This window comes from Panacibacter microcysteis (assembly GCF_015831355.1).
Lineage (GTDB): Bacteria > Bacteroidota > Bacteroidia > Chitinophagales > Chitinophagaceae > Panacibacter > Panacibacter microcysteis.
Genome location: NZ_JADWYR010000001.1, coordinates 1,508,689 through 1,534,168 on the forward strand (window position 1 = coordinate 1,508,689; position 25,480 = coordinate 1,534,168).

General features: G+C 43.0%; 24 protein-coding genes. 9 read left to right on the plus strand and 15 right to left on the minus strand.

Translation table 11 applies throughout. The features are described 5' to 3' along the window. Window positions 1-7: 7 nt before the first annotated feature. Window positions 8-718 (plus strand): monofunctional biosynthetic peptidoglycan transglycosylase, encoded by a 711-nt coding sequence (gene mtgA, locus I5907_RS06095; protein WP_196989826.1) that lies wholly within the window; start codon window positions 8-10, stop codon window positions 716-718. 260 nt (window positions 719-978) lie between these two features. Here the strand turns inward: mtgA and I5907_RS06100 are convergent, their stop codons facing one another. Then, window positions 979-1,506, minus strand: coding sequence for a 5' nucleotidase, NT5C type (locus I5907_RS06100; protein ID WP_196989827.1), 528 nt, complete (start codon window positions 1,504-1,506; stop codon window positions 979-981). Window positions 1,507-1,628: 122 nt separating this feature from the next. On the opposite strand from I5907_RS06100, the gene I5907_RS06105 reads away from it, so the two are divergent. After that, entirely contained in the window at window positions 1,629-1,835 is a 207-nt protein-coding gene (locus I5907_RS06105; protein ID WP_196989828.1) for a YgaP family membrane protein, read from the plus strand. A 10-nt stretch (window positions 1,836-1,845) separates the two neighbouring features. On the opposite strand, the gene I5907_RS06110 is transcribed toward I5907_RS06105, so the two are convergent. Further along, the gene (locus tag I5907_RS06110; RefSeq protein ID WP_196989829.1) at window positions 1,846-3,111 is read right to left on the minus strand and encodes a serine hydrolase domain-containing protein; all 1,266 of its coding nucleotides are present in this window, start codon (window positions 3,109-3,111) and stop codon (window positions 1,846-1,848) included. Between the two features lie 120 nt (window positions 3,112-3,231). Here I5907_RS06110 and I5907_RS06115 point away from each other — a divergent pair, with 120 nt between their 5' ends. Then, on the plus strand, window positions 3,232-4,239 hold the full coding sequence (locus I5907_RS06115) for a fumarylacetoacetate hydrolase family protein (protein ID WP_196989830.1): 1,008 nt from the start codon (window positions 3,232-3,234) through the stop codon (window positions 4,237-4,239). Window positions 4,240-4,294: 55 nt separating this feature from the next. On the opposite strand, the gene I5907_RS06120 is transcribed toward I5907_RS06115, so the two are convergent. The 4 genes from I5907_RS06120 to I5907_RS06135 form a co-directional block, all read right to left on the minus strand. Then, complete coding sequence (locus I5907_RS06120) at window positions 4,295-6,430, minus strand: c-type cytochrome domain-containing protein (protein WP_196989831.1); 2,136 nt, start codon at window positions 6,428-6,430, stop codon at window positions 4,295-4,297. A gap of 326 nt (window positions 6,431-6,756) precedes the next feature. Continuing rightward, window positions 6,757-7,791 carry a twin-arginine translocation signal domain-containing protein gene (locus I5907_RS06125; protein ID WP_196989832.1) on the minus strand — a complete coding sequence of 345 codons (1,035 nt, stop codon included), beginning with the start codon at window positions 7,789-7,791 and terminating at the stop codon, window positions 6,757-6,759. Window positions 7,792-7,959: 168 nt separating this feature from the next. Continuing rightward, window positions 7,960-10,497 carry a zinc-dependent metalloprotease gene (locus I5907_RS06130; protein WP_196989833.1) on the minus strand — a complete coding sequence of 846 codons (2,538 nt, stop codon included), beginning with the start codon at window positions 10,495-10,497 and terminating at the stop codon, window positions 7,960-7,962. 325 nt (window positions 10,498-10,822) lie between these two features. Beyond that, window positions 10,823-11,293 (minus strand): Lrp/AsnC ligand binding domain-containing protein, encoded by a 471-nt coding sequence (locus tag I5907_RS06135; RefSeq protein ID WP_196989834.1) that lies wholly within the window; start codon window positions 11,291-11,293, stop codon window positions 10,823-10,825. A 516-nt stretch (window positions 11,294-11,809) separates the two neighbouring features. Here I5907_RS06135 and I5907_RS06140 point away from each other — a divergent pair. From I5907_RS06140 to I5907_RS06150, 3 genes are all read left to right on the plus strand, one after another. Then, complete coding sequence (locus tag I5907_RS06140) at window positions 11,810-12,487, plus strand: fibrobacter succinogenes major paralogous domain-containing protein (RefSeq protein WP_196989835.1); 678 nt, start codon at window positions 11,810-11,812, stop codon at window positions 12,485-12,487. A 146-nt stretch (window positions 12,488-12,633) separates the two neighbouring features. Continuing rightward, entirely contained in the window at window positions 12,634-13,563 is a 930-nt protein-coding gene (locus I5907_RS06145) for a DUF3078 domain-containing protein (protein WP_196989836.1), read from the plus strand. A 184-nt stretch (window positions 13,564-13,747) separates the two neighbouring features. After that, entirely contained in the window at window positions 13,748-14,869 is a 1,122-nt protein-coding gene (locus tag I5907_RS06150; protein ID WP_196989837.1) for a family 20 glycosylhydrolase, read from the plus strand. 95 nt (window positions 14,870-14,964) lie between these two features. Here I5907_RS06150 and I5907_RS06155 read toward each other — a convergent pair whose 3' ends face one another. The 6 genes from I5907_RS06155 to I5907_RS06180 all read right to left on the minus strand — a co-directional run bounded on the left by I5907_RS06155 (window position 14,965) and on the right by I5907_RS06180 (window position 20,689). Beyond that, window positions 14,965-16,131: a redoxin domain-containing protein gene (locus tag I5907_RS06155; RefSeq protein ID WP_196989838.1), complete on the minus strand. Its 1,167-nt coding sequence runs from the start codon at window positions 16,129-16,131 to the stop codon at window positions 14,965-14,967. Between the two features lie 12 nt (window positions 16,132-16,143). After that, on the minus strand, window positions 16,144-17,598 hold the full coding sequence (gatB, locus tag I5907_RS06160) for an Asp-tRNA(Asn)/Glu-tRNA(Gln) amidotransferase subunit GatB (RefSeq protein ID WP_196989839.1): 1,455 nt from the start codon (window positions 17,596-17,598) through the stop codon (window positions 16,144-16,146). Between the two features lie 68 nt (window positions 17,599-17,666). After that, window positions 17,667-18,200: an AAA family ATPase gene (locus tag I5907_RS06165; protein WP_196989840.1), complete on the minus strand. Its 534-nt coding sequence runs from the start codon at window positions 18,198-18,200 to the stop codon at window positions 17,667-17,669. 187 nt (window positions 18,201-18,387) lie between these two features. After that, window positions 18,388-19,101 (minus strand): ribonuclease III, encoded by a 714-nt coding sequence (rnc, locus tag I5907_RS06170; protein WP_196991026.1) that lies wholly within the window; start codon window positions 19,099-19,101, stop codon window positions 18,388-18,390. Continuing rightward, entirely contained in the window at window positions 19,101-20,354 is a 1,254-nt protein-coding gene (gene fabF, locus I5907_RS06175; protein ID WP_196989841.1) for a beta-ketoacyl-ACP synthase II, read from the minus strand. The genes rnc and fabF overlap by 1 nt, the downstream gene beginning before the upstream one ends. A 98-nt stretch (window positions 20,355-20,452) precedes the next feature. Beyond that, entirely contained in the window at window positions 20,453-20,689 is a 237-nt protein-coding gene (locus tag I5907_RS06180; protein ID WP_147189896.1) for an acyl carrier protein, read from the minus strand. A gap of 156 nt (window positions 20,690-20,845) precedes the next feature. Here I5907_RS06180 and I5907_RS06185 point away from each other — a divergent pair, with 156 nt between their 5' ends. Then, window positions 20,846-21,274 (plus strand): GNAT family N-acetyltransferase, encoded by a 429-nt coding sequence (locus I5907_RS06185; protein WP_196989842.1) that lies wholly within the window; start codon window positions 20,846-20,848, stop codon window positions 21,272-21,274. A 94-nt stretch (window positions 21,275-21,368) separates the two neighbouring features. On the opposite strand, the gene I5907_RS06190 is transcribed toward I5907_RS06185, so the two are convergent. Next, complete coding sequence (locus tag I5907_RS06190) at window positions 21,369-21,854, minus strand: YcxB family protein (RefSeq protein WP_196989843.1); 486 nt, start codon at window positions 21,852-21,854, stop codon at window positions 21,369-21,371. A 216-nt stretch (window positions 21,855-22,070) separates the two neighbouring features. Between I5907_RS06190 and I5907_RS06195 the strand changes: the two genes are divergently transcribed. Together I5907_RS06195 and I5907_RS06200 are read left to right on the plus strand one after the other, a co-directional pair. After that, window positions 22,071-22,379: a hypothetical protein gene (locus I5907_RS06195; protein WP_196989844.1), complete on the plus strand. Its 309-nt coding sequence runs from the start codon at window positions 22,071-22,073 to the stop codon at window positions 22,377-22,379. 179 nt (window positions 22,380-22,558) lie between these two features. Next, the gene (locus I5907_RS06200; protein WP_196989845.1) at window positions 22,559-23,047 is read left to right on the plus strand and encodes an asparaginase domain-containing protein; all 489 of its coding nucleotides are present in this window, start codon (window positions 22,559-22,561) and stop codon (window positions 23,045-23,047) included. A 3-nt stretch (window positions 23,048-23,050) separates the two neighbouring features. On the opposite strand, the gene I5907_RS06205 is transcribed toward I5907_RS06200, so the two are convergent. Together I5907_RS06205 and I5907_RS06210 are read right to left on the minus strand one after the other, a co-directional pair. Continuing rightward, window positions 23,051-23,527, minus strand: a complete 477-nt coding sequence (locus I5907_RS06205; RefSeq protein ID WP_196989846.1) for an META domain-containing protein — start codon at window positions 23,525-23,527, stop codon at window positions 23,051-23,053. A gap of 45 nt (window positions 23,528-23,572) precedes the next feature. After that, window positions 23,573-25,165 (minus strand): Na+/H+ antiporter, encoded by a 1,593-nt coding sequence (locus I5907_RS06210; protein WP_196989847.1) that lies wholly within the window; start codon window positions 25,163-25,165, stop codon window positions 23,573-23,575. Between the last annotated feature and the right edge of the window lie 315 nt (window positions 25,166-25,480).

The window sequence follows — 25,480 nt, forward strand, 5'->3', positions numbered from 1 at the left end:
AACTGGCATGTTAAAGCATATATGGCGCTGGACAAAGCGCATTTTCATTATAGGTTTTGTTTCCTCCTTTCTTTATTTGCTGCTTTGCAAATGGGTTATGCCGCCCATCACCATTACACAACTTGTTTCTTTTGCCGAAGGGTATGGTCTTAAACGGGATTATGTAAGCTGGAATGAAATATCGCCCAATGTAAAGCTTGCAGCTATTGCGGCAGAAGACCAGCTTTTTCCTGTACACAATGGTTTCGACTGGAATGCGCTCAAAAAAAGTTTAGACTCAGACCGGGGCGGAACAGCGGCAAGTACGATAAGCCAGCAAACAGCCAAAAATGTGTTCCTGTGGCAGGGCGAAAGTACCTTTATGAAATACCTGCGCAAAGGCCCCGAGTTTTATTTTACACAACTGGTAGAATGGATATGGGGTAAAGAGCGCATACTGGAAGTGTACCTGAATACCATTGAAATGGGCAAAGGCATTTTTGGTATAGAAGCCGCAGCACAGGCTTATTTCGGCAAACATGCCAAAGACCTTACACGAGCAGAAGCAGCACAGATTGTTGCCTGCTTTCCCAACCCGAAAGAATATGCAGTAAAGCCTTTGAGTAAGTACGTTGCAGGCCGATCGAGAAAGATCATGAAGCAGATGTACAACATACAGGATGATGCTGGTGTGCGGGCATTAATTGCACAGCCTGCAAAACAGGAAAAGCAAAAATGATGTACCAGGCATTGCAATAAGCATGAAGCTTTCGTTGCGTCGCACTCTTGTACAGTAGAATAATAATGAGCTGAAGCGACCCGGCATACCCAGCCGCTATATAAACAAAAATAGCAGCTTTGCAGATTAACGTAAGTAACCACACTATCGTGCAGTGCAGCTTCGTGTAAAACAGAACGCTGCAGCCGCCATAAAAAACGGAACGCACAAGTGAGTGACACAACAGGCGATGCCACAACGAACTGCTGCCTGCTACATCCTTATTTCAGGTCGAATAACTTCTCGGCATCCAGCCAGCTATTCATGCGTTCATATTTTGTTTCGTTTATATTGTGCGTGGCGGTAAACATGATGGCGCGGCCGGTAAAAACGGAAAGATTGAAATCATGGTCGTCAATCAAAACATCTCCACGTAACACGCTCTTATCGCCACAGAGTATACGGCGTTTCCAGTGTATAAAAGGAAAATGCTGATCGAGCCAATCGTATTTATGTTTTAAAGAATGTGGAAACTCCATGGCTGCGGAAGCAATGTACACATCGAACCGGTCATTCAGTTCTTTAATCATTTCCTGTGCATGCGGTATAAGTGGCAGGTCTTTAAAAAAATCTTCGTGGTGTGCGTATTGCTTTACGGTGTGGCGATGTTCTTCGGGTACAAGCAGGTGCAGCTTTGTACCATTCAGATCGTCTTTTGTATAGCGGATGCCAAAATCTCTTTCGTACCATTCCAGGAAACGCTCTATGGCATCGGCCATTACTTCATCCATGTCTATCAAAATTCTCATAACGATTGCTTTGCAACGAAAATAGTACAAATAGCCAAAGCATACAATCAGTAAGCCAATGTGACAAATGTCATATTATAACATACCAACATGTTTTACCTTGGCTTACCAAAACAAATTATATGAAAAAGAATATGGGCAGCGCAGACAAAATGATCCGCGTATTATTAGCAGCAGTTTTTGCTGTATTGTATTTTACCGGTACCGTTACAGGCACATTGGGCATCGTTATGCTTGTGGTTGGCGGGGTCTTCCTGCTTACTTCCTTTATAAGTTTTTGCCCGTTATATACCATACTGGGTATAAACACCTGCAAGGTGAAACAATAGGTACGTTGCATTACTTCAGACTTGCATAGACCAGTGTTTTAAACTTATCGGCCAGGTCTCCGTGGCTGTTGGGTGTATGTTGTGTCATTAACAGGCAAACAAGATTGGCTTTTGGATCTGCCCAGTAAGTAGTTCCGTAATAACCACCCCATGCAAAAGAACCTTCGTTAACCGGTTCTTTCGCTGCACTCTTTTGTGAGGTTATCTGGAAGCCAAGACCAAAATTGTTATCGCCAAACATGCCGTCTTTTAACTGCCCGCTTAAGATTATTTCTACCGTGCGAGGGGCGAGTATTTGTTTGCCATTGTATTTGCCTTTATTCAGCAGCATTTGCAGAAATACAGCATAATCGTATGCTGTAGATGACAGCCCTGCGCCACCGCTAAAAAACGTTTTTTGCATTAACGGGTAATCAGGATCTATACCACGAAAAGTGTGACTCCATTTAATGATCTGGTGGTTATCATCTTCTGTGTATACCTGCGCCAGCCTGCTACCTTTTGCTTGTGGCAGGTTAAAATATGTATCATTCATGCCAAGCGGCTCAAAGAGATTTTCTCTTAAGTAATCTTCCAGGTTTGTACCACTTATAACTTCTGCCAGGCAGCCAACCACATCTGTATTTAAACCATATTGCCATTGTTCGCCCGGGCTAAATTTCAAGGGTTGTTTTGCCAGCAGTTTGATGGCATCGAGCAGGCTCATATTCATTTTACCAAGACCGGATGGAATACCTGCTTTTGCGTAAATGGCGCGCATTTCATCGCTGCCTATAGCCGCATAGTCTATACCTGAAGTATGTGTTAAAAGGTCTCTGAAAGTAATATCGCGTTTTGCAGGTACTGTGGTGTACGTTGTGTCTGCCGCGTTGAATTTATCAAGTACAACAGGATTTTTAAATTCCGGGATAAAATCTGCTATCGGTTCATCCAGCTGAAATTTTCCTTTTTCCCATAACATCATTAGTCCTATGCTTGCAATGGCTTTTGTCTGGCTCATAATGCGAAAAATAGCATCATTTGGCATCGGCTTTTTGGTATCGATGTCCTGTACGCCATAGCCTTTATACTGAACCAGCTGATTGTCTTTTATTACGATTGTTACAACACCTTTTACCCAATCCTTTTTTACATAATCGTTGATAACACTGTCTACAAGTGCAAGTCTTTTATAGTCTACAGAAGCATTTTGTTTACCGCTTTTATCAATAACCTGGGCAGTAACCCGGAGGCCAAAAAAGATTACTGCAGGCAGAAGAAGGAGATTTCTTTTCATATAACAGGTTTTCAGCAGAAAGATAATATAATTTGTTTGCACTGTTAAGCCACAAACTTCTTAGTATAAAAAACGCCTACATTTACGGCCTTTATATTGCTAAACACACACCTGTTTTTTATGCGCTTAGTATCTTACCTAAACGAAGGCCACGACCAGCTTGCATTTCTTGTAAACGGTAATTTGTATAATGCAGATATGGTACACCCGGACCTGCCTTCTTCAATGAATATGTTGTTGAATTACTGGGAAGATAGTTTTGCTGCTGCGCAGCTGGTAGATAGAGCCATCAAAGATGGCAGGTTCGCGCAACATGCCATACCAGTTGATGCGGTTGAATTACTTGCACCGGTTCCTTTTCCCTCCAGTTGCAGGGATGGCTATGCATTTCGCCAGCATGTGGAAACTGCCCGCAGAAACCGGGGTGCGCAGATGATACCGGAGTTTGATCAGTACCCGATCTTTTATTTTACCAACCACCATAGTATACAAGGCCCGGGAGCAGTAAAATGTATGCCCGATCATTTTGAAAAACTCGATTTTGAACTGGAAGTGGCTATTGTAATCAGCAAGGCCGGCAGGAATATCAAAGCCGCTGACGCAGATGAATACATTGCCGGTTTAATGATCATGAATGACATGAGCGCAAGAAGGTTACAGATGGAAGAAATGCTACTGAACCTTGGCCCTGCCAAAGGAAAGGATTTTGCTACCGTTACCGGCCCATGTCTTGTAACGCTGGATGAACTGGAACAATACGAAACGGCGGCTCCTGAAAATCATACAGGCAAAAACTGGCAATTGGGCATGAAGTGTTTTGTAAACGGTAAACAGGTGAGTGATGGAAACCTGGCAGACATGAACTGGACCTTTGCAGAAATTATCGAGCGTTGCTCTTACGGCGTAACACTCTACCCCGGCGATATTATTGGCAGCGGCACCGTTGGTACCGGCTGTTTCCTCGAACTAAACGGCACGGGAAAACTGCAAGATGCCGGTTACCAGGAACAATGGCTACAGGAAGGTGATGTAGTTGAGCTGGAAGTAGACGGGCTTGGTAAACTAAGCAATACAATTGTGCGGGAAGAAGAGGATTTCTCTATTCTTTCTTTAAAAAAGAATATTTAAACACACGCAAAAGCAGCCTCTATGCCGCTTGCGCTGGGGCTCGGCCATTTAAGAATTAATTTACAAATATTTCATCTGTAAAGAACCATGCCTTGCTTCCTTTGCCAGGGTGCCAGGCGGGTAATGCCGGCAACGGTTTAACCTTTACGCGCACATACTGCAACTCTGTCTCCGGAAAACTGCAGTTATAGCCTGTAAGTGCGCCCGGTTCTCCTTTTGTTGGTTGCTTTGGTATAACCGTACCCAGCAGTGTAAGTTTACCGGGATCATTGCCACCCCATACTTCAATAGCCTGCGGTGGCATAATGTAAGCTCCTGCATCCAGCAAACTGCTTACTGTAACACTCTTTGCTTTTACAGGTTGTTTGAAGATCAGCATCGCTTCCATTGGCTTCCCGTTAAAGCCCAGCCACATATTGGTTTTAAAGTTCAGGTCTCCTTTTACATGGTCTGCCAGGGTTTTGCCACCATCTCCTTTATACAAAGCATCTCCCTGTGTAAACAGTGTTACAGAATCAGGCGTATAAGCAGACTTATAAAACCAGGCCTGCATTACGTCACTGCTTATCCAGCCGGGCTTATAAGCTTTTGCTTTTACCAATGCGGTTGTATTTACAACAGATGTTTTGTCGTATACCGGAGAATTAAGGCTGTCCGGTTCACTGCCGTCAAGGGTATAACGTATAGTAACACCATTGATATAATGTTTCAGTTGTATTGGTGTTGCAGCAGTTATAACCTGCACTTCATTTTGTAATGACGGTGGCGTAAGTTTCATTACCACCGTATCGCTGAAAAAACCTGTTTGTAAAGTATAAGTCGTTTTTACCTGCTTTGCCTTTGCCCCTGTTATAGCAGTATTCCAGGCAAATACATTTCTCAGGCTTTTGACAGATGCGAGGGGCTGCAGATCTTCCAATGTAACAGCAGTACCTGATAACGACAGTTCTTTTAAATGTTGTAATGTGGAAAGCTTATCGAGTTGTTTACCGCTTATTTTACTAAAATTGAGGTTAAGTTTACGCAGGTTTATAAACTGAGCAAGTATACCCATGTCATCATCGGTTACGGGCATATTTGCCAGGTTAACAGACACCAGTTGCTCTTTCAGTTTCAACAGGTCTTTCAATGCCTGCGATGTGTAGTTCTGGCTGTTATAAAAATCAACAGCCAGTGCCGGAGAGCCAATAGCCAATGGCACAATAACACGGTTATTATTGGACAATTCCTTTATTGCAGCTTCATCAGCGGCTGCAAAATCATACACTTCTTCAACAGATGGTTTGAACAACGCAAGGGCAAGCATACGCAAAGAATCTGTTTCCTGCAGGTCGGTAACTTTGGCGGTAAAGTTGGCACCGCTTTTAAGCCAGTAATATAGAATATTGGTTTCTTCCTGTGTTAACTGTGGTTTGCCTTGGGGTGGCATGTGCTTTTCATCTTCTTCCGGTAAATGAATGCGCTTTAGCAATAAGCTGGCATCAACATTTGCTGAATCCCACAGTGCGCCATCTTTACCACCTTTCAAAAGCTGTGCGGTGGTTTCCATAATCAGCTCACCTTTTGCTTTTTTGCTGTTGTGGCAACCAATACACTTAGCATCGAAAATGGGTTGTACCATGTGTGTGTACACTACTGCATCTTCCAATGCCACCACGGGTTTTGTTTCTTTGGGCATAACAGGCGCAAGCAAATAATTTTCACCGTGTGTAATACCTGCACCGAGATCCCCGGTTACCAATACCAGCACAAACGCACATACAGCCATGATAACAGCTACTGGTTTTTTAACGGTGATCTTTTCATCAAACATTGCCCATGCAAAAGCAAGGAAAGACAGTGCTACGCCTGTGTATTTGTGCCATGCCAGTGCATCTGCATCATAGCCTTCTTCTCTCGAAAGCAATAAGCCAAACAAAGCCGTTGCAGCCGCAGCAAACGCCGCTGTTACCAGCAATAACGATGCAATGTTCTTCGACTCAACACTTACCGGTTTTTTTGATAACCATAACTGCCATACAATGTACAGCAACAATAATACAACAGGGAAATGCAATACCAGCGGGTGCATGCGCCCCAGCACCTGCACCCAGGCGGGCACTGTTATGCGGCTGTAAAATACCAGGAGGAATAATAAAAGACTGTTTAAAAACAGTGTACTGTTAAAAAGAATATTCCTTGCACGTTGCATTATGGCTTACAAATTTGCTTCGTTAAAAGTTTTGTTATGGTGTCAGGTTACCAGCTATGGTATTTCATGGCATCGCCTGTTGCCACGCTCGGTTTAACGTTCCACTTTTATGGCGACTGTAGCGCTGTGTTTGTAAAGCCTGCGGCAGATCATTTAGCTGTGCAACAGCGACAAAACAGATGATCGTGCATAAACATTTTTTTTGCCAACGTTCACTCATGTACCACACCTGTGTCAGTGATCGAAAAGCTGCATAATGCTTTTACAGTACAAGTGAGTGACACAACAGGCGCCACATAGTAGTACTGCAGCCGGCTACATAAAAATTATACTACAGGCTTTAGCTTGTATGGATAAACGTTGCCGCTGTTCCACTGCGCTACGTAAATGTTTTGCTCATCATCTATACATACATCATGCGGGTATTTGAATACCGGGCTCGATTGCTGCATTTCTGCCAATGCACCATTGTTGTAAACCGGTTCGGTACCTGCAAGATTAGACACAACCTTAAAGTCTTTGTCTAGTATAGTTATAAAGCCTGATTCTTTCCACTGCTTTGCATTGCTTTGCAGTACTGCTGCGTACAAATGATCTCCGTTTATAACTGGTCTGCAAACCCATGCGCCGGGCAATGCAATAGTGTTTAGGTATTTGCCATCGGTAGTATAACGCTTGAATGCGTTTTGCTCTCTCGATGTAACGATAAGCGTGGGATTGTTTTTATCGCGTGTGTCAATACAAACTCCATGGGCATTTTTTACATGGGCATCTGTATCTCCTCGTCCGCAAAAATGGCGGATGTATTTTCCTTTGCTGTCGTATTGTATCACGAAGTCTTTGCCGTAGCCATCGGCCACATAAATATCGCCATTGGCGGCAATGGCTGTTTCTGTGGGTACATATTCTTCCGGCTTTGTGTACTGGCCGGTTTCTTTGGGATAATCGAGTGTCATGAGTACGCGGCCATCGAGCGTTGTTTTAATAACCTGGTGGCGGTTGTTGTCGCATATAAACAAGACCTCGGTGCCGTTCTCGTTGAACAGTGTTAACCCATGTGCCCCGGGATATTCTTTGCCCCACGTGGTAATGAGCTTGCCTTTTTTGTCGTAGATAATTACATTGTTGTGTGTGTCATTGGTGAGCAACAGTATACGGCCTTTGCTATCCTGCACCATTTCATGACAGTCTTTTACCGGGTAGCGGGAAAAATCAAGTTTACCCCATTCGGTATCCAGCTTATAACGTTTGTTGTGATGGCCAAGAATGATCTCTTCATTTTTGCGTGCATGCAATGTACTGCTGATGCCAAGTGCTGACGCAGCGAGTGCTGACTGTTTTAAAAAATTTCGGCGTTGCAAATCGTAAAGTTTTGAATCTGAAATTAAGGCATTTTATGCTACACACATTACACGGTTAAATCCATGCTTATTATTTACCATTATTCATCAATTTTAATGAAGTGTGTTATGATAATAAAAGAAGCCGGCATGCTGCCGGCTTCTTTTACGTCAGTATGAATATACAATTTATTCTACGATGAGCTTTTCTGTTTTTGTTTCTTCTGCGCTCTTTAATTGTATAAAATAAACGCCTTTTGCATACTGCGCCACGGGAACAGTGATCTGTGTACCGGCTGCAATATTGTTATAAAACTTATTCATTAATTGTTTTCCTGCGGCATTGTACAGGCTTATAGAAACACCCGACAGATTATTGTTCACAAATAAAATGGTAGCGGACCTGGCAGGGTTGGGTTGTATACTCCATGTATTACCTGTAAAAGCGGATATAATTTTAGCAACGGCAGAATAAGACACTTTTCCGTCTGCATCGGTTTGTTTTATCCTGTAATAGGTTACGCCGGGCAATGCCCTGCTATCAGTGAAATTGTAACCCTGTACAGCCGTAATTTTATTAAGTGCACTTATTTCACCGATGCCGGTAAAGTGTATGTTATCAGCACTTCTTTCTATGGTGTAATACTTGTTGTTGTGCTCATTGGCAATGCTCCAGCTTATAACCACCGCGTTGTTAACCGTTTTTTGTGCATTTACAGAAAGCCAGGTTACCGGTAAAACTGTTTCAATGGCAAAATCGATATTGTTAACCGTAAAGAATATGTTGTCTGCTGCTTCTATTTTTAAACGCGCTTTTTGCGTGCTTATTGCAGGAATAATTACATCTTCATTGCCATCGTTTGTTGTGTTGGATGCGAGAACAGTGGAGAAGGTTACACCGCCATCTGTAGATAAAAGAATATTTACTTTCTTGCAGTTTACAGGAGATTTATCGGTATTGTTTACGCGCCAGCTTATGGTCTTCGTCTCATTACCATGCCACGTTTCTTTTGTGCCACTCTGCGTGGTAACGGCAAATGGTCCTGATGCAGAATCAACGATCAATAAAACATCGTCACTCTTATTATTACCGCCACCTGTATGGTTATCTCTTACGGTAAACCTGAAGTTCAATTCTCTTTGTGTAGCAGATAGTCTTTCCCACTTCCAGCCAAGGCTGCCATCCAGTATGTATTGCATGTCCGGAAAATATCTCTTTGTACTACCCGTATAATTATAGGTTCTGAAAAGTGGCCCTGTGGCAGACTTTACTTTCGGTATTGTATTGGAACCATTTTGAAAAATATCTACCTGCTCCCATACATAAGCTAAATTATCCCCGGTATTAACATCTGATGCTGTTCCTGTCAATACAAAAGGAGTAGATTTTGGTATTACATAATCACTGCCCGCATTTGCAACCGGTGCTGTATTGCCAGTGTTTGTTTTTACAGCGCAGCCACCTGCGTTACTTTTAATGTAAGTAGTATTCTGCGCAATACTAACTATTGAAAAAAGATCATCACTGTGCTGCTGTACATCTGTAGAGCCTGTAATGCCTGCATAGCCCATAATTGTAGAACCACTGCCTGGTTCTATATTGGCACCTGAACCTTCATTAGAGTAAGTAAAGGTGTGGTTGGCACCAAACTGGTGGCCCATCTCGTGTGTCCAGTAATCTATCACCATGTAATTGGTGAGAGAAGGATCATAGTAACCTGTATAGCCGCTGCCTTTTTGCGTATTGTCGCAAACACAGCCTATACAATAAGCATTACCATCATTGTATTGCTCAGAAGGAACTTTGCCAAGCAGATGACCAATGTCGTAATTGGCTTTGCCAACTAAGTTGTCAATGGTTTTTTGTGTCTTGGTATTCCAGAAGGTAGAGGTCGTTGGCTGCCATGGGTCTGTTGCGGGGTTAAGAAAAATAAGGGTGTCTTCGTTGTTGGCAAAAATCATTCTCACACCAAAATCGCGCTCATACACCGCATTAGCTTTCTGCAAACAGGTTACCAGGGCATTCATCACTTTGGTTTTCATTGCAGCGGTGTCTGCTTCTGTGCCGCTTAGGAATGATTGCGAAAATTCACCGTTTACGCACAGCGCCAGCCGGTATTGCCTCAATGTTCCATCATCTGCGTTGCCGGTAAGTTTGGATGCTTTGGCAGTAGATGGATTGCCGGCAATTGTTGCATCAAGACTGCAGGAAAATTTTTTTACCAGATCGTCCTGGCTTCTGGCGCTTGCAGCATACAGTTGTGTTTCGCTGTTAAGTGCATCTATATAAAAAGTAGGTTTGCCTGTGCGGGTAACAACTGCGCTGATACCAGATGAGGTAATACTGAAATGAATTACGGCAGCGGCATCATCTATACCGGAACCAACATAAGTTTTTATCTGCGCATATTTTGCTGCAAGCCGCGGCTCCATTATTGAAATTTCTTTCAGGGAGTAATCATGGAGTTTGCCTTCTGCATCCGGAACAGTAACTGTTACAGTACTTTTGCCGGATTGAACCGAAGCGTTTAACTCCTGTTTCAAAGATTGCTCATCGAGGCTGAAAAGTGTATAAGAGGAGGGTTTAAATTTATTTTGCCAGGGGTCTTCCTGCGTTTTGCCTGCCTGGTCCTCATTGATCTTTTTCCAGTATTTACCTGTTTGTGCATTAACTGAAAAGCAACTCCACGCAAGCAACGCAAGAGCCGTCGTCATCGACTTTTTCATAGAAAATGGTTTGTAATTAGCGTGTGAAATTACGTGAATAACACACAATGTGCTGTTTTAATTGTGTAACGGGGAAAGATATTATTGTGCCGGCTACAGTGCATGTGGCATCGCCTGTTGTGTCACTCACTTCAACTGTGTAAGCTTTTCTGAACAAACGCGCAGTGATATACGTGCGCATTAAATTTATTGCGTAAGACAGCTTACGTACCAGGGCCTTGCTGCGGTTGCGAAAAGCATGATCGCTGCTGCTGCAATAACAACGGAACGATAAACCGAGCGTGGCAACAGGCGATGCCACAGCGTACCACAGCCTGTCTCCACATTATTCTCCTGTAACTACAACGTTTCTTGCAAAACTTTCATCGAGCGAGATAAACGTTTCTGTGCGTTCAATGCCTTTTATTTTTTGCAGTTCATCGTGCAGTACATAACGTAGTTGCTGTATATCTTTACATACAATTTCGGCGAACATGCTGTAGTTACCGGTAGTATAGTTCAGGCGCACGATTTCAGGAATCTTTCTAAGATCTTTGGCAACAGTATCGTAAAGTGAACTTTTTTCGAGGTAGATGCCAATAAATGCAATTACATCATAACCCAGTGCTTTAAGATCTACGCTTAGCCGTGTGCCTTTTACAATACCAACTTCTTCCAGTTTTTTTATACGTACATGAATTGTACCGCCTGATACAAACAGTTTTTTACCAAGGTCTGCATAGGATATTTCTGCATTGGCCATCATTTCCTGGATAATCTGGTAATCAAGCTTGTCTAAATTTAGTTTGTGATTCATTTTTAGGCAGGTCTTTTTTGATGTTTTCGAATAGATACTGCAATTTATTAGATGTTTTCTATATTTTCAAATTTTTTCTTGAAATATTCGTAACAAAAAGAAATAAAGCTTTAATATTGCATTCTGAAAACGCGGTAAAGCGTTGAAAATTGTGGGGTGATGAAACTCTTTGGCAGACATGCCCTCTCGTCTCGGGGGTGGGGATAAAAGAATAAACGAAGTGTAGAGCCGACCGACTATTGGTAAGGCCGACCAGGGTTGACCACTAATCTTTGCACTTTGGCTAACTTCCCCGTGTAGGTTCGAATCCTACCCCTACAGCTCAGCAATCCCGGTAATAATCATTACCGGGATTTTTTTTCCTTGCTTATTTCTATTTGTATCCCTTCAATAAACCCTCAATAATATACAAAATTTATTACAGGTATAATTGCATCAACAACAGTATTACCAATGATCGATATCTGTTTTTTAAAAGATGGCCCCGTTTAACTTTAATTCATAAACTAACAAAATATGAAAACAATATTTAAAGCGGGTATTGCTTTATCAGCCATCCTGCTGGTTGCTTCGTGCCGTAAGGAAAGCATAAAAGAAAAAACATCTTTGCAAAGCGCAAATCAAAACGAACTTGCTGTAAATACAAACCAGGTAAAAATAGGCACGCAAATATGGATGAAAAAAGACCTCACCGTAAGTAATTACAGAAATGGAGACCGTATACCACAGGTAAAAGACCCAGCCAAGTGGGCCAGTCTTACCACGGGTGCATGGTGCTGGTATAACAACGACCCGCGCTATGGAAAACTGTACAACTGGTATGCAGTAGCCGACCCCCGTGGCCTGGCACCTGAAGGTTGGCACGTACCAGGTGATGCAGAGTGGACGGCGTTAACCGTTTATCTCGGCGGTTTCGAAATAGCCGGTGGCAAAATGAAGGAAACCGGTACAACACACTGGCTTGCACCAAACGCTGCTGCAACGAACAGCAGCGGATTTACCGCATTGCCCGGGGGTTCCAGATATTATCTCGGCCAGTTTTTTGATGCCGGCGGTTATGGTTATTGGTGGAGTTCAACACAAGCAGACAGCAACGCTGCCTTCTACAGGTACCTCACTTATTTCTACGGTGCCATCTCAGGCACTACAGATTACAAAACAAATGGTTTTTCTGTGCGGTGCATAAAAGACTAAAAACAAGTCATATTGTAAGAGCGTAAGCCTGCTACAACAGGCTTATTCTTTTATGCGCTTATATGGAACAAGTCACGTTTTTACCACGTTTTCCTTTCTGCCCTTTAACATTTATTTTTGCAGCACTCCTTACCAAATCAAACATTATGAACAAAGCACTATTCCTCTTCACACTGGCTAACCTCATTTTTTTTGGCTCTAAAGCACAGGACGAAACCATTAAAAACCTGCAGGCAGAAAGTGGGAAGTCCATCAAAAAAGACCCGAACGACACATTACAGAAAACCTGGAAAACAGGCGGTACCTTCAGCTTTAGCCTGGCACAGGGCTCTCTCAGTAACTGGGCAGCCGGTGGAGATGAATTCTCTCTGTCTGCCAATACCTTTATCAATGGCTATGCTTTTTACAAAAAAGACAAACATAGCTGGGATAATAACCTCGATTTTTATCTCGGTTATGTAAAAACCACCAGTCTCGGTACACGTAAAGTAGATGACCGTATAGACATCCTGTCCAAATATGGTTATGCACTCAATTCCAAACTCAACCTTAGCTTGCTTGGCAATTTAAGAACGCAATTTTTCAAAGGCTACACTTATCCGGATTCAGATACAAAAGTGTATTCTTCCAATATTTTCGCGCCGGCGTATGTATTGCTCAGCCCCGGCCTTGATTATAAGCCTGTAAAAAATCTGTCCATCTTTTTTTCACCTGCTACAGCAAGGTGGGTCATTGTAAGAGACACCGCACTGTCAACTTTATTTGGTTTAGAAGCCGGTAAAAAAGCAAGGTTCGAGTTTGGCGCGTATGCTTCCATTAACTACGCGGCCAACCTTGGCAAAGTAGTAACATATAAAGGAAGGCTGGACCTCTTCTCTAATTACAGGCAAAACCCTGGCAATATAGACCTGTACATGACCAACCAGTTTGCTGCAAAACTTTCGAAAGTATTGTCTGCCACGTACAGCCTGGCACTTATTTACGATGATGATGTAAGGCAGTTTGGCCCTAATAAAAACGCACCGCGCCTGCAGTTACAATCGCTCTTTGGTGTAGGCCTGCTGGTTAAATTATAACCCGTTGATAAGGCGATCCTTTTTTTAGGGTAATCATCTCCTGTATTACATGGCATCACCTGTTGCGTCGCACACTTGTACTGTAGGTTGGCATGGCAACAGGTGGTGCTGTTTCATGCACCTCCCCCAATTACATACTTAAAGCTTTTTGTTCTTTACTATCTTCAACAGGTAAAACACTGTTATGAAGATCAGCACCTGTCTTTTTGTTTGCTTTTTGCTTTTGCTGCATATAGTTGCCAATGCACAAGGCGCAATCGCAAAACCCGTATTAGACAGTATACTGCCCGTACGTGGTTTTTGTATTGCGGCACCAGCACCAGACCAGGTGCCACGTTTTATTAAGTTTCTCAACGAGGAACTGGCACCAAGAAAAGTAAATACACTTATACTGCGCGTAGATTATAATTATGCATACACTTCTCACCCGGAACTAAGCAGCCGGCACCCGCTAACCAAAAGCGATGTGCAACAGTTGGTAAACACATGCCGGAAAAACAACATCCGCCTTATACCACAGGTAAATCTTTTGGGGCACCAGTCATGGGCAGGCACAAACGGCAAACTGCTGGAAGTGTATCCTGCGTTTGATGAAACACCGTATGTAAAACTGCCGGAGAAATATGTATGGCCCAATGCTGATAGTCTTTATTGCAAAAGCTATTGCCCGCTGCACCCCGGCGTACATAAAGTAGTGTTTGAGCTGGTAGATGAAATATGTAACGTATTTGAAACAGATGCTTTTCATGCAGGTATGGATGAAGTGTTTTACCTGGGGGAAGATAGATGCCCCCGCTGCAGCGGTAAAGACAAGGCTGAACTATTTGCCGGCGAGGTTAGCACTATACGCAACCACCTGGCACTGCAAAACCGGGAACTATGGATATGGGGCGACAGGCTGATTGATGGTAAAACCACCGGCCTTGGTATGTGGGAAGCAAGCTATAACGATACATACCGTGCAATAGATATGATACCCAAAGACGTGGTTGTTTGCGACTGGCATTACGAACGCGCCGATAAAACACCCGTTTACTTTGCCATGAAAGGCATTGATGTGATTACCTGCCCGTGGCGCGAACCGGCATTGGCAGTTGTACAAATGAATGACATGATCCATTTTAGAAAAGAATCGACCAAAGAAATGCAGGAACATTTTAAAGGTATGATGCAAACCGTCTGGAGTGATGCTGACGATTTTATGGATGGTTTTTACGGACTGAAGAAAGATAATAAAGAAGGTACAGGAACTGCGTGGGATTGCTTTAAAGCACTTTACAGCAGGATCAACGGTGAAGAAAAATAAAAACGCCGCACACTTGCTGAGTTATATATTAACCGTACAAGAGTGCGACGCAACAGAAGTTTAATAGTAGTATTGCAGCCGGCTACAAAAAAATCTTACTGTAATACTTCTGCCAGCTTCTTATCCAGCGCGTCTGCGCGCAAAGAAGATGCGATGATTTTTCCTGAAGGATCGAGCAAAACATTAAACGGAATACCTTCAATTTTATAAGCAGGTACAGCAGCACTTTCCCAATATTTAAGATCACTCATGTGTGTCCATGTTAAGCTATCTTTTTTGATGGCTTCTAACCACAGGCTTTTTTCTTTGTCGAGCGATACGCCCAGAATGGTGAAGTTTTTGTCTTTGTACTTGTTATATGCTGCTACTACGTTTGGATTTTCCATTCTGCATGGTCCGCACCAGCTTGCCCAGAAATCTACCAATACATATTTGCCTTTGAAACTGTTGATGCTGACAGGCTTTCCGGCAGGATCGTTCATGGTGAGGTTGGGCGCCTGCTGGTTAAGCAAAGAGTATGTTGCGTTTGCCGCGGCATCGGGTGGTGTTGCGCTTTGTGCGAGCTCCTGCGCCAGCAGGCTTTTGAATATTGCAAGCCCGGCGTGTTCTTTAAACTTGTCTGACGTGGTGCGTGTAAGTGAATCTATTTCTGAAATATCCAACACATTCCTGGAGCCGGCAACGGTAAGTGCATAGTATGCGGCAGCCGGGCTCTTTGTACTCATAATAAATTTCTTTACATATTCTTTTACATCGGCTGCAAGTTTTGCCCCTTCGGCCTGTAAGAGTGTAAGCGAACTGTCTGCAGGATTTGCCTGGTATTTGTTGCTCATTTCGGTAAACACGATACCAACTGCTGAATCTTTTGCCCGAAAATCGTTGAGAAAAGCGTAAACACTTTTTGTGGCATCGCTGTTGGAAATGTAAGGTGTTCTGAAGCTTGCATCGAGATTGGCGCTGATCTTTATGTCGTTATTGTCATTGATGAAGAAGAGTGCCGGTTGGTGGTCGAGTGTGATAACATAAAGATTCTGTTCTTTGGCAACAGCTTTCAAGGTATAATTTCCGTCTGCCGGCAAAGCAATGGAATCGACCACTTTGGGTTCTGTGTTGTCGAAAGGTATTTGCTCGAGGAAGATATTTTTTGCTTTTCCATTTTCGATCTTACCACTTACGGTAAAATTTTTTCCATCGCCACCGCTATTGCTGCATGCGGAGAATGCTGCCAAAGCCAATAGCACAAACACAACATTTTTTTTCATCAGACTGTATTATTAATTATTATTTAGTTTTTGTTCAAGCAGGTCGGTTACTTTTTTAGGGTCAGCCTTGCCTTTACTTAATTTTTTTACTTCGCCAATAAACAGGCCGATAAGCCCTTTTTTGCCTTTCCTGTATTCGGTTACTTTATCAGGCATTTTTGCAAGTGCTGTATTTATCCAGCTTTCAAGCTCGTTACTATCACTTACCTGTAGGAGATTTAGTGATGTAGCAAGATCCAGCGCTGATTTATCCTGCTGCTCCATCATGGCATGAAAAATTTTGGTAGACGCAACAGAGAAACTAACCTTTCCTTCTTCTACAAGTTTTATAAGATCTGCAAGCTGTGCAGGTTTTAGCCTGAAGTTTGCCAGTGTTGTATTTTGCTCGTTGATAAACTGTTTCACCGGTCCGTTTATCCAGTTGGCCGCTGCTTTATAGTTAGACGTTTTTTCGATAACTGACTCGTAATAATCAGCCACGTCTTTATCCAAACACAACTGCATAGCATCATACTCGCTTAAACCGAGACCAAGCCTGTATTTTTCCACGAGTGCATTTGGTAAAGCAGGGAGGTTAAGTCGGATAGAATCGATAAGCGTTTCTTCCAACACGAAAGGCGCAAGATCGGGTTCTGCGAAATAACGGTAGTCGTTTGCTTCTTCTTTGTCTCTTATGGCAAAAGTTGTATCGTTATTTGCGTCGAAGCTGCGTGTTTGCTGCGTAACAGTACCGCCACCTTCGACAAGTGTTATCATTCTTTCAATCTCTATTTCAATGGCGCGTTTTACGTTCCTGATAGAATTGAGGTTTTTCACTTCTACTTTGGTGCCCAGTTTCGTTTCACCTTTCAGGCGTATGGAAACGTTGGCATCGCACCGGAGGCTTCCTTCCTCCATATTTCCATCGCAAATATTTATCCAGCGCACGAGCCTTCTTACTTCGGTCACGTACTGGTATGCTTCTTCGGCAGAATGTATATCAGGTTCTGTAACTATTTCAATCAACGGTGTTCCGGCGCGGTTATAATCTACGCAGGTGTACGCTTCGTCAATATCGTGGATGCTTTTACCGGCATCCTCTTCCATGTGTATCCTGTTTAACTGTACGTCGCGCTGGCCGCTTTCGGTTTTTATGGTTACATAGCCACCTTTGCAAATGGGCGTAGTATGCTGAGATACCTGGTAGCCCTTCGGTAAATCGGGGTAGAAATAATTTTTGCGGGCAAAATAGTTATACCGCTCAATTTCGCAATGGCAGGCAAGCCCCATTTTTATGGCGTATTCCACTGCTTTCCTGTTTGTTTTGGGCAGCGTGCCCGGGTGGCCGAGCGTAATTGGACTTACATGCGTGTTGGGTTCGGCGCCAAAAGCAACACTGTCGCCACAAAAAAGTTTGCTTTGTGTGGCTAGCTGCGCGTGTACTTCAAGGCCAATAACTGCTTCATATTTATCAAAAGGAATGCTCATAAAATTGCTGCAAAAGTACAGCCGGCGCCTGTTATGGAAGTTATATTTTTTGAGGATGTTTGTATCGGTTAATGCAGCAGCGCATCAACAGCTTCTATTGCTTTGGAAAGCCGCTCTGCATAATTACCGCTGATGTCTGCCCACGTAGTGGGTTGGTTGATCATGATGTCTTTGTAGATATTATATAGTTCTATGCGGGGCTGCTCATCCGGGTATTCCCTTAATTCGTCTGCAACCCAGGGAAGATCGATATTGCAAAGCAGGTAGAGATCGTATTTTCTCTCTACGATCTGATCTAAAATAAGCTGGTGACATTTTCCAAATACATACTCGCACCAAACTTTCATAACATACATATCTGTATCTATGAAAACTACCGGTTTGCTATTGATAGCAGCGTTATTAATGGCTGCTTCTTCCAGCGTTAACTGTCCTTTCGCGATTATTTCGAGATCTTCAAAAGTATAACTGGTACCGTGATTGAGCAGGAACTCCCTGGCGTATTCCTGGCACCAGCTTGTATTGTAATGTTGCGCCAGCTGCTGGCTAAGTGTGCTTTTGCCGGTGCTTTCCGGGCCTATGATAACAACCTTTTTTAGCATGGGCGATTGTGTTTCATTGAATACATAAAGATCATACCTGGCGCGGTATTGACAAAGCTTTTAATAACAAGGGTAAAATGAAAAGATTTTGAAGTATATACCGGAACGCTGCAGCCGCCATAAAAGAGGAACCCTGAAGGGAGTGACACAACAGGCGATGCCACAATGAACTATTGTTTGGACAAGTTTATAAACCTAATTTTTCGATGGCCAGTTGTGCGGCTACCTGGCTTGCGTCTTTTTTATTGTAACCTTTGCCTTCAGAAAGGGTTTCACCGTCCAGCACAGCGGCGATAGTAAAAATGCGCCGGCCATTTTCGAGTTTTTCATGAATGGTTTGAAAGTCGAGCGTTTTCCCGTTTTTGCTTGCCCAGCCGATCAGTTTATTTTTGAGGTTTATGTCGATTAGTTCAAGATCTTCCACAAACAGGTGGGGTATTACTATTCGTTTAAGCACCCATTGCTGCGTTTTTCTGTACCCTTTATCGAGGTAAACGGCGCCTACTACTGCTTCCAGCGTATTGCCGAATATCTGGCTGGACTTAAGCGCGTTATCAAATTTATTATACATGGTAAGCTTCTTGAGGCCCATTTTCAACGCCACATCGTTTAACTGCTGGCGGTTTACCATTTTGCTGCGCATTTCAGTTAAAAAACCTTCGCCTTTGTACGGGTAGCGTTTAAAGAGATAGTCTGCAATAATTCCGCTTAGCACGGCATCTCCCAGGTATTCGAGCCTTTCGTTGTTTTCGTCAGCACCTTCTTTAACAGAACGGTGACTTAAGGCAGTCTGGTAAAGCGTAAAATTACCGGGTTTTATTCCCAGTACATTTTCTAATTGCTTGGCAAATGATGGGTTAGAAGAAGACTTTAAAATTTTACGAAGGAAATTCACAGGCATCAAGCTACGTATTTTTTTACAATAACGCATGCATTGTGACCGCCAAAACCAAAAGTGTTGCTTAGCGCCGCACGAACGGGCCTGTGCTGGGCCTGGTTGAATGTAAAGTTTAGCCTGGAGTCAATTTCAGGGTCGTCTGTGAAATGGTTAATAGTAGGAGGTACAACATCAGTGGCCACGCTCATGATAGCTGCAATAGCTTCAATTACACCTGCGGCACCAAGACAATGGCCCGTCATGGATTTTGTGGAGCTGATGTTGAGATTATAGGCATGATCACCAAAAACATCAAGGATGGCTTTTACCTCAGCGCCATCACCAAGTGGTGTTGATGTGCCGTGTGTATTAATATAGTCGATATCCTGAGGGGTCATTTCTGCATCTTCGAGAGCAGCTTTCATTACGTTACGGGCACCAAGGCCTTCAGGGTGCGGGGCAGTAATATGGTAAGCATCTGCTGTTGCGCCGGCGCCTGCCACTTCGCAGTAAATTTTTGCACCCCTGGCAAGTGCACTTTTTAAGGTTTCCATTACCAGTATTCCGCCTGCTTCGCCCATTACAAAACCATCGCGGTCCTTATCGTAAGGTCTGCTGGCAGTTTTAGGGTCGTCATTTCTTTCGCTTAAGGCCTTCATGGAAACAAAGCCACCCATACCGGCTTCTACAACAGCAGCTTCGCTGCCACCTGCAAGAATAATATCTGCTTTATTCAGGCGCAGCAGGTTGAAAGCTTCCATGATGCAATTGGTACTGGTAGCGCAGGCACTTACTACGGCAAAGTTGGGTCCGCGCAGGTTGTGCCGCATAGAAATCTGGCCAGAAGCTATATCGAGGATCATTTTTGGTATGAAGAAAGGGCTGTAGCGTGGTGTGCCATCGCCTTTTGCAAAGTCAGAAACTTCCTGCTGAAAAGTGAGTACACCACCAATGCCGCTGCCAAAAATTACACCTACACGATCGGGGTTTATATTTTCTTTGGAAAGGCCGGCATCGGCCATTGCCATGTCGCTTGCTACAAGACCAAACTGGGTAAACCTGTCGAGTTTTCTTACTTCTTTACGTTCAAGATGATTTTCCGGGTTAAAATTTTTAACCTCGCATGCAATGCGGGTTTTGAATTTGGAGGCGTCATAAAGAGTAATGGGACCGGCTCCTGAAACACCGTTTACGAGATTGTTCCAATAGTCGTTCAGATTGTTACCAATCGGAGAAATAATGCCCATTCCAGTAACCACAACTCTGTTTAACTCCATATGACTTGCCTTAATTTGAGAGAAAATCCGCCATGCGCAGTGCAAACGCATGTGCATGGCGGATCAATAAACTTAAATATTTTAACCGGAATTATCTGCTATTTAGCATGTTCTTCGAGGTAGGTTACTGCCTGGCCAACAGTAGTAATTGTTTCTGCCTGCTCGTCAGGAATAGAAATATTGAATTCTTTTTCAAATTCCATAATTAGTTCTACTGTATCCAGAGAATCGGCGCCTAAATCATTGGTGAAAGAAGCCTCTGTGGTAACTTCTGCTTCGTCAACTCCTAATTTGTCAACAATGATTTTTTTAACTCTTGTAGCGATGTCTGACATTGTTTTATGTTTTGTTATGGGTGCAAAAATATAATTTTTGGACAATTAGCAATAAGTTGGGCCTTTTTTGTTTTAAAGAGCCATTAAGGTCGGTAATTGCTTTTGATTCTTAACAGATTTTGCTTAAAAAATATTAATTTGGCAAATCATCAGGTTATGGCAGTAAAAATTATCGACTACGGAACCAAAGAGTATAAGCAAATGGTAGACCTGCGCTACCAGATACTAAGACGACCCCTTGGCTTATCTTTTACACAGGAAGAACTGGAACAGGAAAAAAATAACATACACATAGGTTGTTTTGACGATGATAAACTGGAAGGTTGCTGTATGCTCGTTCCGCTGGATAAAAGCCTCGTGCAACTCAGGCAAATGGCAGTAATATCCGGCCTGCAAGGTAAAGGTATTGGGAAGGTATTAATGCAATTTGCCGAAAATATTTCCAGGGACCTGGGGTATAAGCGGATAATGATGCATGCCCGTAAAACCGCGGTAGGGTTTTACGAAAAATCCGGTTACAGAGTAGCGGGCGATGAATTTCTCGAAGTAACTATACCACACTTCGCAATGGAAAAAATGCTTTGAAAGAGTTTTTTGTACCAGGCAAAGAATAACTATGAAGCTTTTGTTGCGTCGCACTCTTGTACTGTATAAGCAACAGGCAGCAAGGGCGATCCGCCTACCTTTTTGCGGCAGTTTTAATCTTATCCCGCAGCATGCCACGCAGGTTATGCCTGAAATCCTCATCCATATTGTCTTTGGGCACCAGGAAAAAAGATTTTGCAGAAAGATATAAATGAAAAAAATGCGGGCTCTCGAAGTACTTTACAAACTGGCCCCACTGCCATTGCATCATTCCTTTTTCGTTTTGCAGTGTTACAGCATTGTTTTCAAAATCAATCAGGAACTTATCTCTGAACGTTTCAGACTTTTTGTAAATGTTGCCGGGCAGAATAAACCAGAAAGAAACAATAAACATCAGCCATATAAATGATCCCAGCAAAAAAGGCTCTGGTCTTACCTTGCCAATCATATAAAGTACTGCTGCCACTATATCAAACACAATTACCAGTATCAGTAAAATCCTTATTTCCGGTTGCCAGATAAAATGATAACGCAGGGCTTGTAAAACCTTCTTTTTATCGTAACTGAAATTTATTTGCATGCCTGTTTATTTCCGGGTAAAAATAGCTAAATATAGCAAGCATAAATTTTCCCATTGTCAATTGTTTTCGTTTCGCTTTTCTACAGCGTGAGTAAATTTTTATTCATATGATTTTTATTAAAGCATTGAAACAAAGCCATCTTATAAAAGCTATGAATTACGGTATTTCGTTTGTATCTTATAATAGCAAATGCCAGATACATGAAAACACGAAACATGCAAAAGGAGATTTTGCTGCTAACCGGAACCAGCTTTGTAAAAAAGGAGTGCAGTCAGGCTGCTAGAACAAATGCAGATGAAAGTTCTCACCAGCAAATGCTGGAAGATGCATGCTGGAACGGCAGGCTTCCTGAAATTTTACCCGAAGTATTGAATGACCTTGATAAGAGCCGCCAATTATACCTGTGGCTTATAAGGCAGGGTGAGGCTTACATTCAGCTGGAGCTTTGCGAAGAGCCCTTGGTAATCGACAGGGAGTTCTCACTGGACCCATACCTGTTTTTGTCTGCGCATATTAATAATTGATCAGTTTAATAAAAAGCAATTTTTAACAGACAGATCGCTGCAGCTCCTTTTAATTATACAGTACAAGTGTGCGACGCAAGGGACGATGCGTAAAGTTTTGCAGCCGGCTTCATAAAATTTTGTACGCATATGCGCCGGTTATTTGCAAAGCATGGTATTTTCACCGCATAATTGAGCTTATGTCTATTCGCATTTTTATTACAGGCGGCACTTTCGATAAGGAATACAACGAGATAACCGGACAGCTTTTTTTTAAGGACACACATATGTCTGAGCTGCTTAAACTGGGGCGCAGCCGTGTTGATGTAGAGATTCGCACCCTGATGATGATCGACAGCCTGGAAATGACAGAGGCAGACCGAAACCTGATTGCTGAAAATTGTTCGAAGGCGTCGGAAGATAAAATCATCATCACCCACGGTACCGATACAATGGCCGATACGGCCCGGCTGCTTGCCACTAAAAATATGCAGAAAACAATTGTGCTTACAGGCGCCATGATACCGTATAAATTTGGTAGCTCCGACGGCTTGTTTAACATGGGCAGTGCATTGGCTTTTGTGCAAAGCCTGCCACACGGTGTATATGTAGCCATGAACGGCCGTTATTTCAATTGGGACAACGTAAGAAAAAACCGACAAACAGGCGCATTTGAAGAGTTGAAGTAACACCTATATTTTCTTCTGCACAGTAGCATCTTTCCTGATCCATTTTGATAAAATGGTTTGGTCCTGCAACAACTGGAGCACCCCCTGTTCAATTTTAAAATGATTGACTTTTGTAAGACTTTGAATAAAGCCTGCTTCATTATAACCTGCACATGCCATTTTTGTCATCAGGATCTGTTCGTTAAAAGAAAGGCTGTCTCCGCTTGTAATAAAGCTGCCACTCATATTGTTACAACCGGTATTGCCCTGGAATTTTTTTGACTTCAGGTCAAAAACCAGCATGGGTATTTTGCCGGCAGCAGTATCAGACGCAAGCACAGGTTGTAATTGCCATGATCCCTCCAGGGTAGTTTTTACAGTATCAGTCATTACTTGTTGTTGAGGCACCTGCATACTAACCGTGTCGCTGGAAAGATTGTTTTTATCTGTTGCACTATTACAGGCAGCAAAAAACAACAGGCATATCATATAGCGTTTCATAAATAACTTTTAGCAGTAAAATTTCAATTTCCCTGCCAGAGTTGTCTACTTCCTTATCCGTGCTTCTTCCAGGTCCAGCTCTCTTTCTTTCTCTCTTAATATTTCTTCGTTGAATGATTTTTCCCGCCGCATTTCTTTAATTTCTTTGCGTCGTACTTCAATCATTTCGTATAGCATTTTATAGTACGCAGGCAGAAAAGAAGGAGCTTCTTCTTTTGCTTCTTCATTGTTTAGTTTATTGCTTGTTATCTGAACCATGCGCTCATACCGTTCTTTTACCCGCTTATAGGCATCAATGTTTGCAGTTTCAGATGCATAGTTGGTTGTAATATGGTCCAGTACCGCGGTTGCCAGTTTGTAGCGGATTTCCATTTCCTGTTTTTCATGAGAATCGCCGGATGCAATGTTTAGTTTTTTGATGATCCATGGCAGGCTTAAACCCTGTAGTACCAATGTGCAAAGAATTACAATGAATGTGATGAAAAGAATGAGGTTGCGATGTGGAAATGCGCCTCCGGTATCGAGCGTTAAAGGAACAGCGAGAGCAGAGGCCAGTGAAACCACGCCGCGCATACCACTCCACCCGGTTATAAAAACGAGTCGCCAACCCGGGTTTGGCTCATTTTCCCTGATACTCCTGAAAAGAAACCTGGGCAGGTAAGCCCCGGGGTAAATCCAGATTAAACGGATGATGATCGTAACTATGCTAATGACAACAGCATAAAAAATAACTTCACCTATCGAATATTCGCCAAGACCACCTGTAATTTCTGGTAGCTGCAAGCCAATCATAATAAAGACAATACCGTTGAGGAGAAAAACAAGGGTTTGCCAAACACTAACAGCCTGTAACCTTGTTTCATATGAGAAAATATCTCCAGAACGAAAAGTCAGGAAAAGACCACCGCTTACCACAGCCAGTACACCAGAAAAATGAAAATGCTCCGCTGTAATGTACATGAGATATGGTGTTATAAGAGTAATAGCCGTATCTATACTTGGCGTAGTTGGCAAAAACTTATGTATGGCATAGATAATATGTGCAATAGCCAGGCCCACTACAATGCCCATCAATACCACTTTTGCAAAATCACCTGCTGCTGTCCAGAACACAAACTGCCCCGTACTTACTGCAGCAAGCGCAAAACGGAATACGATCAGGCTCGACGCATCATTTACCAGGCTTTCACCTTCCAGTATGGTAACAATACGCTTAGGTACATTCATCTTCTGTATCACACTGGTAGCGGCAATGGCATCAGGTGGCGATACTATGCCACCAAGCAGGAACCCCAATGCAAGCGAAAAATCGGGGATGATAGCGTTGGATACAATGGCCACGAGGCTGGCCGTAAAAATAACCAGCCCGAATGCGAGCAGGGTGATTGGTCTTTTGGCAGCCCAGAAGTCGTGCCAGGACGTATTCCAGGCGGCTGCATACAAAAGCGGCGGCAGAAAAATAAGGAAAACAAGATCAGGATGAAGTTTAACAGGCGGTACACCGGGTATAAGGCTAATGAGCAAGCCTGCTATTACCAGGAAGATCGGGTAGGGAATACGCAGTTTATCGCTGAGCATAGAGAGCATGGCTACACATAGCAATAAACCAATGATAAGCAGTAGTTGATCGTGTATCATGCTGCCAATTTAAAACATTTGATTTATTATGATACCGGCTTTTGTATTACATGGCATCTGGTGTTGTGTCACTCACTTCATGGTTCCTCCTTTGTGGCGGCTGCAGCGTTCCGGTTTTTATAATGCAGCAGGTATTCTAACCGCTGCCAAAAAAACAGGTTGTAACGTGTATGCATGACTGTACCCGAAGTGATGCATAATGATATAATGTTGAAGAGTGCGACGCAACAGGCGATGCCCACAGACATGCAGCCGGCTACCAAAACCAAAAAGCAGCTTTATAAAAGCTGCTTTTTAAATATTATTTGCCAGGGA

Bases quoted from the DNA above. Each gene is read 5' to 3' on its own strand.
- mtgA (WP_196989826.1), top strand. From the start codon at position 8: ATGTTAAAGCATATATGGCGCTGGACAAAGCGCATTTTCATTATAGGT.
- I5907_RS06100 (WP_196989827.1), bottom strand. From the start codon at position 1,506: ATGAGAATTTTGATAGACATGGATGAAGTAATGGCCGATGCCATAGAG.
- I5907_RS06105 (WP_196989828.1), top strand. From the start codon at position 1,629: ATGAAAAAGAATATGGGCAGCGCAGACAAAATGATCCGCGTATTATTA.
- I5907_RS06110 (WP_196989829.1), bottom strand. From the start codon at position 3,111: ATGAAAAGAAATCTCCTTCTTCTGCCTGCAGTAATCTTTTTTGGCCTC.
- I5907_RS06115 (WP_196989830.1), top strand. From the start codon at position 3,232: ATGCGCTTAGTATCTTACCTAAACGAAGGCCACGACCAGCTTGCATTT.
- I5907_RS06120 (WP_196989831.1), bottom strand. From the start codon at position 6,430: ATGCAACGTGCAAGGAATATTCTTTTTAACAGTACACTGTTTTTAAAC.
- I5907_RS06130 (WP_196989833.1), bottom strand. From the start codon at position 10,497: ATGAAAAAGTCGATGACGACGGCTCTTGCGTTGCTTGCGTGGAGTTGC.
- I5907_RS06135 (WP_196989834.1), bottom strand. From the start codon at position 11,293: ATGAATCACAAACTAAATTTAGACAAGCTTGATTACCAGATTATCCAG.
- I5907_RS06140 (WP_196989835.1), top strand. From the start codon at position 11,810: ATGAAAACAATATTTAAAGCGGGTATTGCTTTATCAGCCATCCTGCTG.
- I5907_RS06145 (WP_196989836.1), top strand. From the start codon at position 12,634: ATGAACAAAGCACTATTCCTCTTCACACTGGCTAACCTCATTTTTTTT.
- I5907_RS06150 (WP_196989837.1), top strand. From the start codon at position 13,748: ATGAAGATCAGCACCTGTCTTTTTGTTTGCTTTTTGCTTTTGCTGCAT.
- I5907_RS06155 (WP_196989838.1), bottom strand. From the start codon at position 16,131: ATGAAAAAAAATGTTGTGTTTGTGCTATTGGCTTTGGCAGCATTCTCC.
- gatB (WP_196989839.1), bottom strand. From the start codon at position 17,598: ATGAGCATTCCTTTTGATAAATATGAAGCAGTTATTGGCCTTGAAGTA.
- I5907_RS06165 (WP_196989840.1), bottom strand. From the start codon at position 18,200: ATGCTAAAAAAGGTTGTTATCATAGGCCCGGAAAGCACCGGCAAAAGC.
- rnc (WP_196991026.1), bottom strand. From the start codon at position 19,101: ATGCCTGTGAATTTCCTTCGTAAAATTTTAAAGTCTTCTTCTAACCCA.
- fabF (WP_196989841.1), bottom strand. From the start codon at position 20,354: ATGGAGTTAAACAGAGTTGTGGTTACTGGAATGGGCATTATTTCTCCG.
- I5907_RS06180 (WP_147189896.1), bottom strand. From the start codon at position 20,689: ATGTCAGACATCGCTACAAGAGTTAAAAAAATCATTGTTGACAAATTA.
- I5907_RS06185 (WP_196989842.1), top strand. From the start codon at position 20,846: ATGGCAGTAAAAATTATCGACTACGGAACCAAAGAGTATAAGCAAATG.
- I5907_RS06190 (WP_196989843.1), bottom strand. From the start codon at position 21,854: ATGCAAATAAATTTCAGTTACGATAAAAAGAAGGTTTTACAAGCCCTG.
- I5907_RS06195 (WP_196989844.1), top strand. From the start codon at position 22,071: ATGCAAAAGGAGATTTTGCTGCTAACCGGAACCAGCTTTGTAAAAAAG.
- I5907_RS06200 (WP_196989845.1), top strand. From the start codon at position 22,559: ATGTCTATTCGCATTTTTATTACAGGCGGCACTTTCGATAAGGAATAC.
- I5907_RS06205 (WP_196989846.1), bottom strand. From the start codon at position 23,527: ATGAAACGCTATATGATATGCCTGTTGTTTTTTGCTGCCTGTAATAGT.
- I5907_RS06210 (WP_196989847.1), bottom strand. From the start codon at position 25,165: ATGATACACGATCAACTACTGCTTATCATTGGTTTATTGCTATGTGTA.